The following is a 14,025-nucleotide window of genomic DNA, read 5'->3' as shown; positions in this document are numbered from 1 at the left end:
CTATGTCAAGAACGCATTATTGTGGAGAAGTCGATGAAACTGCCATTGGGCAGCGTGTTACATTAAAAGGCTGGGTACAAAAACGCCGCGATTTGGGCGGATTGATTTTTGTGGATGTCCGGGATCGTTCTGGAATCGTGCAAGTTGTCTTCAACCCGGAAATTTCGAAAGAAGCGGCAGCAATCGGCGAATCGCTGCGCAATGAATTCGTGGTTCATATCAACGGACTGGTTGTGGAAAGAGCAGAAGGCCAAATCAATGCAGCCATGAAAACCGGAAAAATCGAAGTGCAGGTAGATCATGCATCCATCATTAACGCAGCTAAAAATCCGCCGTTTGCCATCGAGGACAACACCGATGTCAACGAAGACTTGCGCTTGAAATACCGCTACCTGGATTTACGTCGTCCGGCTATGTATGAAACATTCAAAATGCGTTCAGATATCACCAAATCCATCCGCCGCTTTTTGGACGAAGAAGGGTTTATTGAAGTGGAAACACCGATTTTGACCAAATCGACACCTGAAGGCGCACGCGACTACTTGGTGCCGAGCCGTGTCCATGACGGAGAGTTTTATGCATTGCCGCAGTCGCCGCAGCTTTTCAAACAAATGCTGATGGTATCCGGCTTTGATAAGTATTACCAGATCGCTCGCTGCTTCCGTGACGAGGATCTTCGTGCAGACCGCCAGCCGGAATTCACGCAAATTGATATGGAGATGAGCTTCCAGACGATGGAAGACATTATCGGGATGAACGAACGCCTGATGGTCCAAATGATGAAAGATGTCAAAAAAATCGACATTGAACCGACATTCCAGCGCATGAGCTATACAGAAGCGATGGACCGTTACGGTTCGGATAAACCGGATGTACGCTTCGGGCTTGAATTGGTCGACGTATCAGACCTGGTAAAAGATTCAGCGTTCAAAGTCTTTACCGGAGCGATCGAAAACGGCGGCCAGGTAAAACTGATCAACGTTAAAGGACAGGCTGCCAACTATTCACGCAAAGACATTGATGCGCTTGGCGCATTTGCTGCAGTTTACGGAGCAAAAGGGCTGGCTTGGCTTAAAGTCGAAGAAGAAGGCGTCAAAGGACCGATTGCCAAATTCTTTGAAGGCGAAGCGGCAACTGCTTTGACAGAACGCGCACAAGCAGAAGCAGGGGATTTATTGCTGTTTGTTGCAGATAAGAAGACCGTAGTGGCAGATGCACTTGGCGCACTTCGTTTGAAGTTCGGCAAAGAGCTTGGCCTAATCGACAACTCGATCTACAAATTCTTGTGGATTACAGACTGGCCGCTGTTGGAGTACGATGATAAAGATGGCCGCTACTATGCAGCACACCATCCATTCACAATGCCATTTGAAGAAGACCTGGATAAATTGGCAACTGAGCCGCAGAATGTCCGCGCGCAAGCATATGACCTTGTCTTGAACGGCTATGAACTAGGCGGGGGATCTTCCCGTATTTACCGTCGCGAAATCCAAGAGCAGATGTTTGAAGTGCTTGGCTTCAGCAAAGAAGAAGCCAATGAGCAATTCGGTTTCCTGATGGAAGCATTTGAATATGGAACGCCTCCGCATGGCGGAATCGCATTCGGCCTGGATCGTCTTGTCATGCTGCTTTCTGGACGGACTAACCTGCGCGACACCATTGCTTTCCCGAAAACAGCGAGCGCAAGCGACCTGTTGACAAACGCCCCAAGCCCGGTTTCAGGTGCTCAACTTGAGGAATTAAGCTTAGCGCTGAACATTCAGAATAATAAAAAAGTAACAGAGTAAAAGACTTGTCTAAATAAAAAAGGTGTGCTAACATACGGTTATAGAGAATCCTGATGTGTTCGTTTTAAGCAATTCGATTTTGACCCAACATTATGTCGTCGGGAGATCGAATTTCACCATGGCTAACATGCCTTAACGGGAAGTTATAAGTGGTGAAGAGATCACCCACCTGCTTTCAGCGGGTTCAAACGATGCGCACCAACAAAAACGGCACGATTGGGATTCCTAATAAAAAATCATTTTTATCCCTTCGACAATTAATTGTCGAAGGGATTTTTATTGTGTATAATCCCTATTATGCGTATCAACTTTGAAAGGCAGTGACTTCATGTTACACCAATTCTCAAGAAATGAATTAGCAGTAGGAAAAGAAGGAATCGATTTACTCAAAAATTCAACCGTCGCCATTTTGGGCATTGGAGGCGTTGGTTCATTCGCGGCGGAAGCTTGTGCACGAAGCGGTGTAGGCACGATCATCCTTGTGGACAAGGATAATGTCGACATCACCAATATCAACCGGCAGCTGGTCGCCAATTTGTCGACCGTCGGCAAGTCTAAAGCGGGGGTCATGAAAGATCGGATCGCTGACATCAATACAGAATGCAAGGTAATTTCCCTGCATATGTTTTATACCGAAGAAACGTATGAAGAATTTTTCAGCTACCAACCGGATTATGTAATCGATGCATCCGATACGATGATCTACAAGGTTCATTTGATGGAAGAATGCTACAGACGCGGCATTAAGATCATCGCCAGTATGGGAGCAGCAAATAAAACCGATCCAACACGTTTTAAGATTGCGGATATCTCCAAGACCCATACGGATCCACTGGCAAAAATCATCCGCAAAAAATTGCGCCAGGCCGGAATCTATAAAGGCATCCCGGTCGTCTTTTCAGACGAAAGCCCGATCATTGTCCGTGAAGATGTGGTCGGCAATGTCGGGAAGCCTGATGCGGCTATCCGAAAAGCACAAATGCCACCGTCCTCGAACGCTTTTGCACCATCGACAGTCGGCTTGATTGCGGCAAGTTGGGTAGTCAATGACATCACGAAATCTATTCCAATTAACCGCGTCCGCATGAATTAATATCCAGCCGGCTCACTCCTGAGCCGGCTTTTCTCTGTCTTTTTGATGGAATGGAGAAATAAAAAAACCATTTCCAATTTAGGAAATGGCTGATGTCATGCTGATTTCATTTTTTGTTTTTCCGAAAACTTCTCAGTTTTTCGTAGATGCCGGCGAACTTTTTCTCTTCTCCGGCGATGACCGGTTTATAGAACTCGGCTGATTTCACTTCTTTCGGCAAATAATCCTGATCGGTCCAGCCGCCGAACGATCCAATCGGTGTATCGTGTGGATAGCGGTAGCCGCCGTGGCCAAGTTCAGCGCTTCCGGCGTAATGCGTGTCCCGCAAATGCATCGGAATATCGCCAACCTCGCCTTTATTAATGGCAGCAGTAGCAGCATCAATTGCTTTATAAGCTGAATTGGATTTCTCGGACAGGCACATTTCGGCCACAGCTTGAGCAAGTGGAATGCGCGCTTCCGGCAGGCCGAGACGGTCAGCTGCCTGGCAAGCCGCCAGTACATGTCCGCCGACTGCAGGGTTGGCAAGTCCAATGTCCTCATAGGCCATCACCAGCAAGCGGCGTGTGACCGCGGTCAAGTCGCCGTTTTCCAATAGATGCGCCAAATAATACATAGCGGCGTTGACGTCGCTGCCGCGTACCGATTTTTGCAGCGCAGACAGCAGGTTAAAGTAATGGGAGCCTTTTTTATCGCCGAACACGCCGACACGCTTGATCATCTGCTCGACCATCTGATCTTCGACGATAAATTTGCCGTCGCGTTCATCAGAAGCGATAACAATCGATTCCAGCATCGTCAACGCTTTGCGGGCGTCGCCGTTGGTGCCTTCTGCAATGCGTTCGACTTGTTTTTCGGAAATGTCGATTTGTTCATTGCCGAGGCCGCGCTTTGGATCGGTCAAGGCAGAATTCAATAGTTGGACAATATCTTCATGCGACAAGCGCTTCAGCTGTTTGATCTCCCCACAGCGAGAGCGGATGGCCGGATTGACATCGTGGAACGGATTTTCCGTCGTTGCTCCGATAAGAACGATCGAACCGCTTTCGACATGCGGCAATAGGGCATCCTGCTGCAATTTATTGAAGCGGTGGATTTCATCCAAAAATAACAAAACTTTTCCGGTCATCCGTGATTCCGTCACGACTTCTTCGACATCTTTTTTGCCGGAAGTAGTGGCGTTCAATGCGATGAAGGGCAAATTGGAGGTGCCGGCGATGGCATGGGCAATGGAGGTTTTGCCGATTCCCGGCTCCCCGTAAAGCAGCATCGAAGGTACATGGCCATTGCTGATCATTTTATATAGAGCCGTATGCGGCCCAATGACGTCTCTTTGTCCGACGACTTCGTCGATGGTCCGGGGGCGCATACGGAAAGCTAAAGGTTCGTTATGCATAAGAAAACTCCTTCCGTACATTCGTTCTATCAGTATAGCGTTTGAGGTTTCAAAAGTCATTGCAAGTCCATTCGGCCCGAATTATGCTATACTGTTTTGAAGAATATTGGAATTTATTTAGAGTGAATCAAAGTATTTATCTTTTGCAAATCACACCGGTCGTTTTGGGTATAGCTCCCGCAGAAAGCCAAGCAAATTGCATTTGTCTTCCTGCTTTGCTTAGCCCTTGGATGCGCCGGCGTTGAAAGTGATTTTCTTGTGCTTGCTGGTAGATATGGCGTTAGCTGAGAACCCTTAAAATTTGCATAGTGAGAGTGTAGCAATTGCTTTTGTTCTTCCGCTTTCTCTCGTACTTTGTAGTGTATTAATTAAAGCTTGGATTATTTTATTCGCGACATAGTTACAGGATGTTTAGAAGAATGAGCGCAAGGCGGCAAAGTCTTTGTCCGTCTGCAGCGGTTTCTTCGGTTTAAGTATCTTATCGATTTTAAACAGAATGATCTTTAGTTCAATTTATCAAACTTAGAGGTGTAATGATGAAAATATCAACCAAAGGCCGTTACGGTCTGACGATAATGATCGAATTGGGAAAACAGTACGGCGAAGGTCCGATGCCGCTGCGCAAGATTGCGGCAGAAAATGAGTTGTCGGAGGCTTATCTGGAACAGCTGGTGGGGCCGTTGCGCAACTCCGGACTTGTTAAAAGTGTCCGCGGGGCATACGGCGGTTATATGCTGACACGCCATCCAAGAGATATTTCCGCAGGAGACGTCATCCGTGTCCTGGAAGGTCCGATCCAACCGGTAGAAGGTATTGAAGATGAAAAGCAACCGCAGCGTGAGCTGTGGGTGCGCATCCGTGATGCCGTAAAAAATGTGCTTGATACGACGACCATCGAAGATTTGGCAAAGGCTAACAACGATGAGACCAAAAATTACATGTACTATATATAAGGGAGTTAACAGATCATGAAACGAATTTATTTAGACCATGCAGCGACTTCGCCAATGCATCCGGAAGTTGTCGCGACTTTTTCCGAAGCACTTGGAACGGTCTACGGCAATCCTTCAAGCATCCATGGAACCGGAAGAGCAGCACGGAAAGAGTTGGACGATGCACGTAAATTATTGGCAGGCAGCATTGGGGCTGATGACAATGAGATCATTTTTACTAGCGGCGGAACGGAAGCAGATAACTTGGCGATCTTCGGCACCGCAGCCAAAAAAAGCGGCAAGCACATCATCACGACGATGATTGAGCATCATGCTGTTTTGCATGCCTGCGAGAAGCTGGAGCGCGAAGGATACGATGTAACGTATTTACCGGTTGGCGAAAATGGCCGTGTGCGAGCAGAAGACGTGAAAAATGCGCTGCGTGACGATACAATTCTAGTGTCGGTCATGTTGGGCAACAATGAAGTCGGCACGATGCAGCCCATCGCTGAAATTGGGGAACTTCTGAAAGAAACAGATGTCACGTTCCACACGGATGCCGTACAAGCTTACGGTGTTTTGCCGATCGACGTGGATAGCTTGAACGTCGATCTTTTATCGGTATCCGGCCATAAACTTAACGGTCCTAAAGGCATTGGTTACCTGTATCAGCGAAAAGGGACGTCATTAGCTCCATTGCTGTACGGTGGAGAACAGGAACGAAAGCGCCGCGCGGGAACTGAAAACGTGCCGGCAATTTCTGCGTTAGCCAAAGCTGTAGAAATTTCATTGGCGACTATGACAGAAAAATCAGCTGCTTATGAACAATACAAAACGATCTTCAAGTCAGCTTTAGACCAACAAGGCGTAGACTATAAGGAAAACGGCAGCGATCAATTGCCGCATATTCTGAATCTCAGCATTTCGGGGATTGAAATCGAGTCGTTTCTGGTCAACTTGGATTTAGCAGGAATATCAGCCTCCAGCGGATCTGCTTGTACGGCAGGGTCTATTGATCCTTCCCATGTGCTCGTTGCGATGTACGGAGAACAGGCTGTTGAAAGCCGCAATTCGATCCGGTTCAGTTTCGGTATCGGTTTGACGACGGAAGATATAGAACAAGCTGCCGCAAAGACAGCTCAAATCAGCCAGCGTTTGGCGTTAAAATGAAAAGGTGAGAAAAAATGACTGCAAAAGCACCACAAGATACACGTGTTGTCGTCGGCATGTCCGGAGGGGTCGACTCTTCGGTTGCCGCATATTTATTAAAGGAACAAGGCTATGACGTCATCGGCATTTTTATGAAAAACTGGGATGATACCGATGAAAATGGCTTCTGCACAGCTACAGAAGATTACGAAGACGTCATCCGCGTCTGCAACCAGATTGGCATTCCGTATTACGCCGTCAATTTCGAAAAGCAATACTGGGACAAAGTCTTTACGTATTTCCTGGAAGAATACAAAGCGGGACGGACACCAAATCCGGATGTCATGTGCAATAAAGAAATCAAATTCAAAGCATTTCTTGAGCACGCTTTGAGCTTGGGTGCAGATTATTTGGCGACGGGCCATTATGCACAGGTGGAGCACGCGGAAAACGGCGAAACAAAAATGCTTCGCGGCAAAGACAATAACAAGGATCAAACCTATTTCCTTAACCAATTGGATCAAGGTCAATTATCAAAAGTAATGTTCCCGATCGGTCACATGGAAAAGAAAAAAGTCCGTGAAATTGCATTAGAAGCAGGACTTGCGACAGCGACGAAAAAAGATTCAACAGGCATCTGCTTTATTGGTGAACGCAATTTCAAGGAATTCCTAGGTCAATACCTGCCAGCTCAGCCTGGAGTGATGGAAACCTTGGAAGGCGTCAAAATGGGGACGCATGACGGCTTGATGTATTACACAATCGGCCAAAGACAGGGACTTGGAATCGGCGGCGCGGGCGACCCGTGGTTCGTTATCGGAAAAGACCTGGAGAAGAATGTTTTATACGTCGGACAAAATATTCAACACGAAGCCCTTTTCTCTGACAGCCTGACTGCGGTAAACTTAAGCTTCACGTCGAATACGGCACCTACAGGAATTTTAGAATGCACAGCGAAATTCCGCTACCGCCAACAAGACATCGGTGTTACTGTGGAGTTCAAAGGCGAAGAAGCGATCGTCACTTTCGCAGAACCGGTTCGTGCCATTACACCAGGCCAGGCAGTTGTCTTTTATGACGGCGAAGTCTGCTTGGGCGGGGGCACCATCGACCGCGTCTATAAAAACGGCGCACGTTTGGAATATGTAGGCTAATGGGAGAGACAGCAATGAATTATAACGAAATCGGCATACAGGCATTACAGGAAGGCAATACCGAAGAAGCGATCAAAGCATTTACACAAGCCATTGAAGAACAGCCGGACAACCCGCTTGGCTATATCAACTTTGGCCATGTGTTGACTTCAATGGACGAAATCGACCGTGCAGAGCGGTTTTTCCAAAAAGCGATTACTCTGGATGAAACATCAGCGACTGCCTACTATGGGCTGGCTAATCTGTATTTCAATTCAGAGCGCTACGCGGAAGCATTGAAATTATATGAAAAAGCATTGCAATACGAATTGGAAGGCGCCGATGCGCATTTCATGATCGGCAAATGCTTTGAAAAACTGGAGCAGCCGAAATTGGCGCTGCCGTACCTTCAGCGCGCAATGGAACTGGATGAAAACGATGTCCAAGCCCGTTTGAGCTACGGTATTACTTTGGCCTCGATGGAAATGTTCGAACTTGCAGAACCGCAGTTTCTAGAAGTGCTTGAAAGAGATCCAAACCATTCAGACGCTCATTACAACCTGGGGGTTCTCTATGCGGTTTCCACGAATCGTACAGAAGATGCCATGCACCATTTAAAACAGGCCTATACACTTGATGAACGAAATGAAATGGCGCGCTACGCCTACGATATGATTGCAACGACACTGGAATAGCCACGTGAAAAGGAGACGACAGAAATGACCGGACAAATCGATTTATTTCATGAAGAAAAGCAGTTTGTATTAGGGCGTCCTGTCGTCTCGATTTTTCACAATCCCCAAAATTTATTCTCCATCGCGAAAGTGAAGATTCAGGAAACCAATACCCCCTATACCGAAAAAGAAATTATTGTATCAGGTTATTTTCCGATGCTGTCGCTTGAGGAACAGTACCGTTTTACCGGAGTGGTAAAAAATCATCCCCGCTACGGTGTTCAATTTCAAGTAGAGACGTTCACCAAAGAAGTGCCGGAAACTGAGCAGGGGATTATCCATTACCTGTCCAGTGAAATGTTCAATGGCATTGGCCGGAAAACGGCCGAGACAATCGTTAAAAAGCTCGGAAAAGACGCTATCAAAAAGATATTGGAAGATCCGGATGCATTGGATAAAGTGCCTCGTCTGTCGGATGATAAAAAAGAAACCATCCGTGCGACATTGCAGATGAACCTTGGCCTTGAACGGGTTATGATCCAGCTCAATGATTGGGGCTTTGGCCCACAAGTCGGTATGCGGATTTATCAGGCTTACCGGGAAGAGACCATCGATATCCTGACAAAAAACCCGTTCCAATTGATCGAAGAGATCGAAGGGATCGGTTTCCAGCGTGCCGATGAACTGGGAATGAAACTCGGCATCACCGGCAGTCACCCGGACCGGATCAAAGCTTCGATTCTGCACATCCTTAACCAGGCATCGCTTTCTGATGGCCATGTATATGTTGATGCCAAGACCTTGATTCCGATGGTGAAAGAGATGCTCGAATCACGCCAGCAGGAAGAAATTCCAGTCGAAGCGATTTCTAGAGCGGCGATTGAATTGAATGAAGAAGGCAAAGTCGCTGGTGAGGAAACGCGGCTTTATTTGCCATCTTTGTATTATTCAGAAGTCGGCATTGCGACCAAACTAGAAACCTTGCTTGCAGAACAGGAAACCCGCACAAAATTCCCGAGTTCAGAGGTCCGTAAAGCACTGGGAGAAGCGGAAGAACGGCTCGGAGTGAATTATGCGGAAACGCAGGTCGATGCCATCGAGAACAGCATTAATTCCTCCGTCATGATTTTGACCGGCGGACCGGGAACAGGGAAGACAACAGTAGTCCGCGGTCTGGTTGAAATCTATGCGGAACTGCATGGCTTGTCATTGGATCCAAAAGAATACGCCAAGAAAAAAGAGCCGTTTCCGATTATCCTTGCAGCACCAACCGGACGTGCTGCCAAGCGATTGAGCGAATCGACGGATTTGCCGGCCATGACTATTCACCGGCTGCTTGGTTTTAACGGGCAAGAAAAAGACGAAGAAACCGAAAAAGAAATCGAAGGCAAACTGATCATCATTGATGAGATGTCAATGGTCGATACCTGGCTTGCGCATCAGTTGCTGAAGGCAGTACCGGAAGATGCCCAACTGATATTCGTCGGGGATCAGGACCAATTGCCGCCGGTCGGACCGGGGCAGGTGCTGCGGGATCTGCTCGAATCAAAACGGATCCCCACTGTGGAATTGACCGATATTTACCGCCAGTCATCAGGTTCGTCAATCATCGAATTGGCACATCAGATGAAAAATGGCCAATTGCCGGAAGACATAACCGCCAAAACGGCAGACCGCTCCTTTATCAAAGCAGGCATCGACCAAATTCCTTCTGTTGTGGAAAAAGTAGTGAAGAGCGCCTTGTCAAAAGGCCATTCCATCAAAGATGTTCAAGTGTTGGCCCCTATGTATAAAGGGCCTGCTGGAATCGATGCATTGAACCGGATGATCCAGGAAATGGTCAACCCAAACACGGATGGCAAACGGAAAGAGCTGGTATTCGGCGACGTCACCTACCGCATCGGCGATAAAATCCTGCAGCTCGTCAATCAGCCCGAAAGCAATGTCTTCAACGGCGATATGGGCGAAGTTGTAGCGATCCTAAAAGCGAAAGAAACGGTCGAAAAGCAGGACATGCTGGTGGCGTCTTTTGACGGCATCGAAGTGACGTACGAGCGAAGCGACTTGAACCAGCTGACGCTCGCCTACTGCTGTTCGATTCACAAATCGCAGGGCTCTGAATTCTCTACCGTCATTATGCCTGTTGTCCGCGGCTACATGAAAATGCTGCGGCGCAATCTGCTCTATACAGGTATTACCCGAAGCAAAGACTTCCTCATCCTGTGCGGCGATCCGAGCGTTTTCCGTTACGGCGTCGAACGGACAGACGATGCACAGCGGATGACCACTTTGAAAAATCGCTTAGCAGTCGCTGCCGAGGAACCGAAGACCGAAGAGCAAACACAGCAAAAAGCTGAAGCCAAACAAAGTGGACCCGTCAGCCTGACCAATGAAAACGTCCACGCCATTCACCCGATGATCGGCATGGAAGGCATCACGCCACAGAAATTTATGCAAGTTTGATGTTAAAAATTGCAAAGGTAGATTAGGCTTTGATATTCCACAAAACAGCGGAAATTGGCTAAAAACCGCCTGCTCCTATACGGCTAAGCTTGCTTCGATGGAAAGATATTAATAGTACTATTTCGGTCAGTTTCTTTCCTAAAGAATTAACAGAAGCTAAAGACTCTGAATAGAACATGGTGAAGGAAGAGGTTCGGCGGTATCCGTGGAAACCTTATTTTTTCTAAACTAGTTGCTTGGAGTGCAGGTGCTCGACTCCTGCGGAATAGTGAGACGACCGAGACCCCGCAGGGAGCATAGCGACTGAGGAGGCTTGGGCGCGAACCCGCGGAAAGCGAGCGCCGGAACGGAAAGCAGCCATTTCAACGAAAAAGATGCTTAACTAAGGATAAGACAGCTTCTGCCTGAAGCGATTTTTTCACCCTTCTATTGACATGACTCAAAGCTTTTTCTATAATTCAAATTAGACTGATAGACAAACACATTGATGGAGACAGTATAAAATCGCATCCGGACAGAAACGGGACCCGCTGGCTGAAAGGCCCCGACGACATACGATTTTAGAAAGCTACTCCGGAGTGCAGCTAATCCCTGCCGTTGAACCGCGTTAAGGTGTTCGAGAGACACGGAGCTTCATGGTCCGTGTAACTAGGGTGGTACCGCGAATAAAGCCTTCGTCCCTTTTTTGGGATGGGGGCTTTTTATTATGTTAAGGAGGAAAAATAGATGAAAAATTTAAAAGCTGAAGACATTAGGCAGTTGTATCTCGACTTCTTTAAAGAAAAGGGCCACGACCAGGAGCCCAGTGCGCCTCTTGTCCCTTTTGAAGATCCGTCTTTGCTGTGGATCAACAGTGGTGTAGCGACTCTGAAGAAATATTTTGATGGCCGGGTTATTCCCGAAAATCCACGGATCGTCAACGCACAAAAGTCGATTCGCACTAATGATATTGAAAATGTCGGCAAAACAGCACGTCACCATACATTCTTTGAAATGCTTGGGAATTTTTCAATCGGTGAATACTTCAAGACTGAAGCGATTCATTGGGCTTGGGAATTTCTGACGGACGACAAATGGATTGGGTTTGATGCCGAGAAGTTATCCGTGACCATCCATCCGGAGGACGAAGAAGCATATGATATTTGGTTGAACGAAGTCGGCGTTCCGGCTGAGCGCATCATCCGCCTGGAAGGCAACTTCTGGGATATCGGTGAAGGCCCAAGCGGACCGAACTCTGAAATTTTCTACGACCGCGGCGAAAGCTATGGAAATGACTTAAACGACCCTGAATTGTACCCGGGTGGGGAAAACGACCGTTACCTGGAAATTTGGAACTTGGTCTTCTCGCAATTCAACCATAATCCAGATCATACCTACACACCGCTGCCAAAGCAGAACATCGATACGGGTATGGGCTTGGAGCGTATAGCTTCTGTGGTCCAGGACGTACCGACCAATTACGATACGGACTTATTCGTGCCGATCATCCAAAAAACCGAAGGAATTTCCGGTAAGAAATACGGCGAAGATGCCGAGATGGATATGGCTTTCAAGGTGATCGCCGACCACATCCGCACCGTGGCATTTGCTATTGGAGACGGGGCATTGCCATCAAATGAAGGCCGTGGTTATGTATTGCGCCGCTTGCTTCGCCGCGCTGTCCGCTATGCGAAGAAGTTGGGTGTCGAAAAACCATTTCTTTATGAATTGGTACCGGTCGTCGGTGATATCATGAAAAACTTCTATCCGGAAGTAAATGACAAGCAGGACTTTATTATTCGTGTCATGAAGTTGGAAGAAGAGCGTTTTCACGAAACACTTCATGACGGATTGGCCATTCTATCGTCGGTTGTGGAAAAACAAAAAGCAGCTGGCCAGTCGGAAATTCCGGGCGAAGATGCATTCCGCCTGTATGACACGTATGGGTTCCCGGTAGAGCTGACCGAAGAATATGCGGAAGAAGAAGGCATGGCAATCGATCATGAAGGCTTTGAAGCAGCAATGCAGGCACAGCGCGACCGCGCAAGAAAAGCCCGCCAAAATGTCAATTCCATGCAGACACAATCCGAAGTGCTGGGGAATATTAAAGAAGCCAGCGAATTTATCGGCTACAGCCAAACGGTATCGGATGCAGAAATATTGTACATCATCAAAGACGGTGAGCTTGCGGACAGCGCACATGAAGGCGAAGAAGTCCAAGTCATCTTGAATCAGACGCCTTTCTACGCTGAAAGTGGCGGACAGATAGCAGACCGTGGAATTTTGAGCAACGATTTGGTTCAAGCGGCTGTGCTGGATGTCAAAAAAGCGCCGAATGGCCAGAACCTGCATTCAGTGCGCGTAGAGACTGGCGAGTTGACGAAGTCGACAGTGCATGCTCAGGTAGATGCATCCGAACGCCGCCACACCGTGAAAAACCATACAGCAACGCACCTTCTGCACCAAGCGCTGAAAGATGTATTGGGTACGCACGTCAACCAGGCTGGATCTTATGTAGGGCCTGATCGCCTGCGTTTTGACTTCTCTCATTTCGGCCAAGTGACAAATGAGGAACTGGAGACAATTGAGCAGATCGTCAATGAAAAAGTGTGGGAAGGCATTGCGGTTCAGACCGGCTACCACAACTTGCAAGAAGCAAAAGAAATGGGTGCCATGGCATTGTTTGGCGAAAAATACGGCGATGTTGTCCGCGTCGTTGAAATCGGAGGCTATTCATTAGAGCTTTGCGGAGGCGTCCATGTTGTCAACACTTCAGAAATCGGCTTGTTCAAGATCGTTTCAGAAGGCGGCATCGGTGCGGGTATTCGCAGAATTGAAGCGTTGACCGGCAAAGGCGCTTATAACAGCCTGAAAGACAGCGAACAGGTTCTGGAACAGGCGGCAGGGCTACTGAAATCTTCTCCAAAAGACATGATTCAGAAAGTCCAGTCAGTCCAAGCAGAAATGAAATCCCTGCAGCGTGAAAATGAATCCTTGCTTGCTAAAATTTCCAATGCACAATCTACAGGTATTCTGGATCGTGCGCAAAAAGTGGGCGACATCACCGTCTTGTCGGTAAAAGTTGAAGCGAAAGACAACAACCAGCTGCGTCAGATGATGGATGACCTGAAAACGAAAATTGACAAAGCGGTCATTGTTTTAGGTGCAACAGACGGTGACAAGGTCATGCTTGCTGCAGGAGTGACAAAAGATTTGGCTGGCGGGAACTACCATGCCGGAAAAATCGTCAAACATGTAGCAGAGCAATGTGGCGGAAAAGGCGGAGGCCGTCCGGACATGGCGATGGCAGGCGCAAAAGATGCCGGGAAACTGGAATCGGCGCTCGAATCAGTGTACAGCTTAGTTAAATAGGTTTAATAAATCCACGCTATCGGTTATAATGGAAAACAGACAGCAGG

At 47.7% G+C, this 14,025-nt stretch carries 9 protein-coding genes, 1 other RNA gene and 1 other annotated feature; of the genes, 9 read left to right on the top strand and 1 reads right to left on the bottom strand.

Going from position 1 to position 14,025, the window contains the following annotated elements:
- The first annotated feature begins 2 nt into the window (after positions 1 to 2).
- The 3 genes from aspS to FQV26_RS10955 all read left to right on the top strand — a co-directional run bounded on the left by aspS (position 3) and on the right by FQV26_RS10955 (position 2,880).
- Positions 3 to 1,787 carry an aspartate--tRNA ligase gene (gene aspS, locus FQV26_RS10965; protein WP_146557510.1) on the top strand — a complete coding sequence of 595 codons (1,785 nt, stop codon included), beginning with the start codon at positions 3 to 5 and terminating at the stop codon, positions 1,785 to 1,787.
- A gap of 44 nt (positions 1,788 to 1,831) precedes the next feature.
- Positions 1,832 to 2,014: non-coding RNA, 6S RNA (gene ssrS / locus FQV26_RS10960), on the top strand.
- A gap of 101 nt (positions 2,015 to 2,115) precedes the next feature.
- Complete coding sequence (locus FQV26_RS10955) at positions 2,116 to 2,880, top strand: tRNA threonylcarbamoyladenosine dehydratase (protein WP_146557509.1); 765 nt, start codon at positions 2,116 to 2,118, stop codon at positions 2,878 to 2,880.
- Between the two features lie 106 nt (positions 2,881 to 2,986).
- Here FQV26_RS10955 and FQV26_RS10950 read toward each other — a convergent pair whose 3' ends face one another.
- Positions 2,987 to 4,276, bottom strand: coding sequence for a replication-associated recombination protein A (locus FQV26_RS10950; RefSeq protein WP_146557508.1), 1,290 nt, complete (start codon positions 4,274 to 4,276; stop codon positions 2,987 to 2,989).
- Between the two features lie 536 nt (positions 4,277 to 4,812).
- Between FQV26_RS10950 and cymR the strand changes: the two genes are divergently transcribed.
- The 6 genes from cymR to alaS all read left to right on the top strand — a co-directional run bounded on the left by cymR (position 4,813) and on the right by alaS (position 13,978).
- Complete coding sequence (gene cymR / locus FQV26_RS10945; protein WP_146557507.1) at positions 4,813 to 5,229, top strand: cysteine metabolism transcriptional regulator CymR; 417 nt, start codon at positions 4,813 to 4,815, stop codon at positions 5,227 to 5,229.
- A 15-nt stretch (positions 5,230 to 5,244) separates the two neighbouring features.
- A complete protein-coding gene (locus tag FQV26_RS10940) occupies positions 5,245 to 6,378 on the top strand; it encodes a cysteine desulfurase family protein (protein ID WP_186759757.1) in 1,134 nt (377 codons plus the stop codon).
- A 14-nt stretch (positions 6,379 to 6,392) separates the two neighbouring features.
- Positions 6,393 to 7,511, top strand: a complete 1,119-nt coding sequence (gene mnmA, locus FQV26_RS10935; RefSeq protein ID WP_146557505.1) for a tRNA 2-thiouridine(34) synthase MnmA — start codon at positions 6,393 to 6,395, stop codon at positions 7,509 to 7,511.
- Between the two features lie 14 nt (positions 7,512 to 7,525).
- Positions 7,526 to 8,185 (top strand): tetratricopeptide repeat protein, encoded by a 660-nt coding sequence (locus FQV26_RS10930; protein ID WP_186759754.1) that lies wholly within the window; start codon positions 7,526 to 7,528, stop codon positions 8,183 to 8,185.
- Positions 8,186 to 8,209: 24 nt separating this feature from the next.
- Entirely contained in the window at positions 8,210 to 10,627 is a 2,418-nt protein-coding gene (gene recD2, locus FQV26_RS10925; protein WP_146557503.1) for an SF1B family DNA helicase RecD2, read from the top strand.
- A gap of 475 nt (positions 10,628 to 11,102) precedes the next feature.
- Positions 11,103 to 11,312 (top strand) — a binding site (T-box leader).
- A gap of 41 nt (positions 11,313 to 11,353) precedes the next feature.
- On the top strand, positions 11,354 to 13,978 hold the full coding sequence (alaS, locus tag FQV26_RS10920) for an alanine--tRNA ligase (RefSeq protein WP_146557502.1): 2,625 nt from the start codon (positions 11,354 to 11,356) through the stop codon (positions 13,976 to 13,978).
- Positions 13,979 to 14,025 lie beyond the last annotated feature (47 nt).

The organism is Planococcus sp. CPCC 101016, assembly GCF_007859295.1.
In the GTDB taxonomy this organism is placed as follows: domain Bacteria; phylum Bacillota; class Bacilli; order Bacillales_A; family Planococcaceae; genus Planococcus.
Note: the sequence above shows the minus strand (reverse complement) of the source record. Positions and strands in the feature narration are given on the sequence as shown.

Coding starts and splice junctions, on each gene's coding strand:
- aspS (WP_146557510.1), top strand. CDS start 3: ATGTCAAGAACGCATTATTGTGGAGAAGTCGATGAAACTGCCATTGGG.
- FQV26_RS10955 (WP_146557509.1), top strand. CDS start 2,116: ATGTTACACCAATTCTCAAGAAATGAATTAGCAGTAGGAAAAGAAGGA.
- FQV26_RS10950 (WP_146557508.1), bottom strand. CDS start 4,276: ATGCATAACGAACCTTTAGCTTTCCGTATGCGCCCCCGGACCATCGAC.
- cymR (WP_146557507.1), top strand. CDS start 4,813: ATGAAAATATCAACCAAAGGCCGTTACGGTCTGACGATAATGATCGAA.
- FQV26_RS10940 (WP_186759757.1), top strand. CDS start 5,245: ATGAAACGAATTTATTTAGACCATGCAGCGACTTCGCCAATGCATCCG.
- mnmA (WP_146557505.1), top strand. CDS start 6,393: ATGACTGCAAAAGCACCACAAGATACACGTGTTGTCGTCGGCATGTCC.
- FQV26_RS10930 (WP_186759754.1), top strand. CDS start 7,526: ATGAATTATAACGAAATCGGCATACAGGCATTACAGGAAGGCAATACC.
- recD2 (WP_146557503.1), top strand. CDS start 8,210: ATGACCGGACAAATCGATTTATTTCATGAAGAAAAGCAGTTTGTATTA.
- alaS (WP_146557502.1), top strand. CDS start 11,354: ATGAAAAATTTAAAAGCTGAAGACATTAGGCAGTTGTATCTCGACTTC.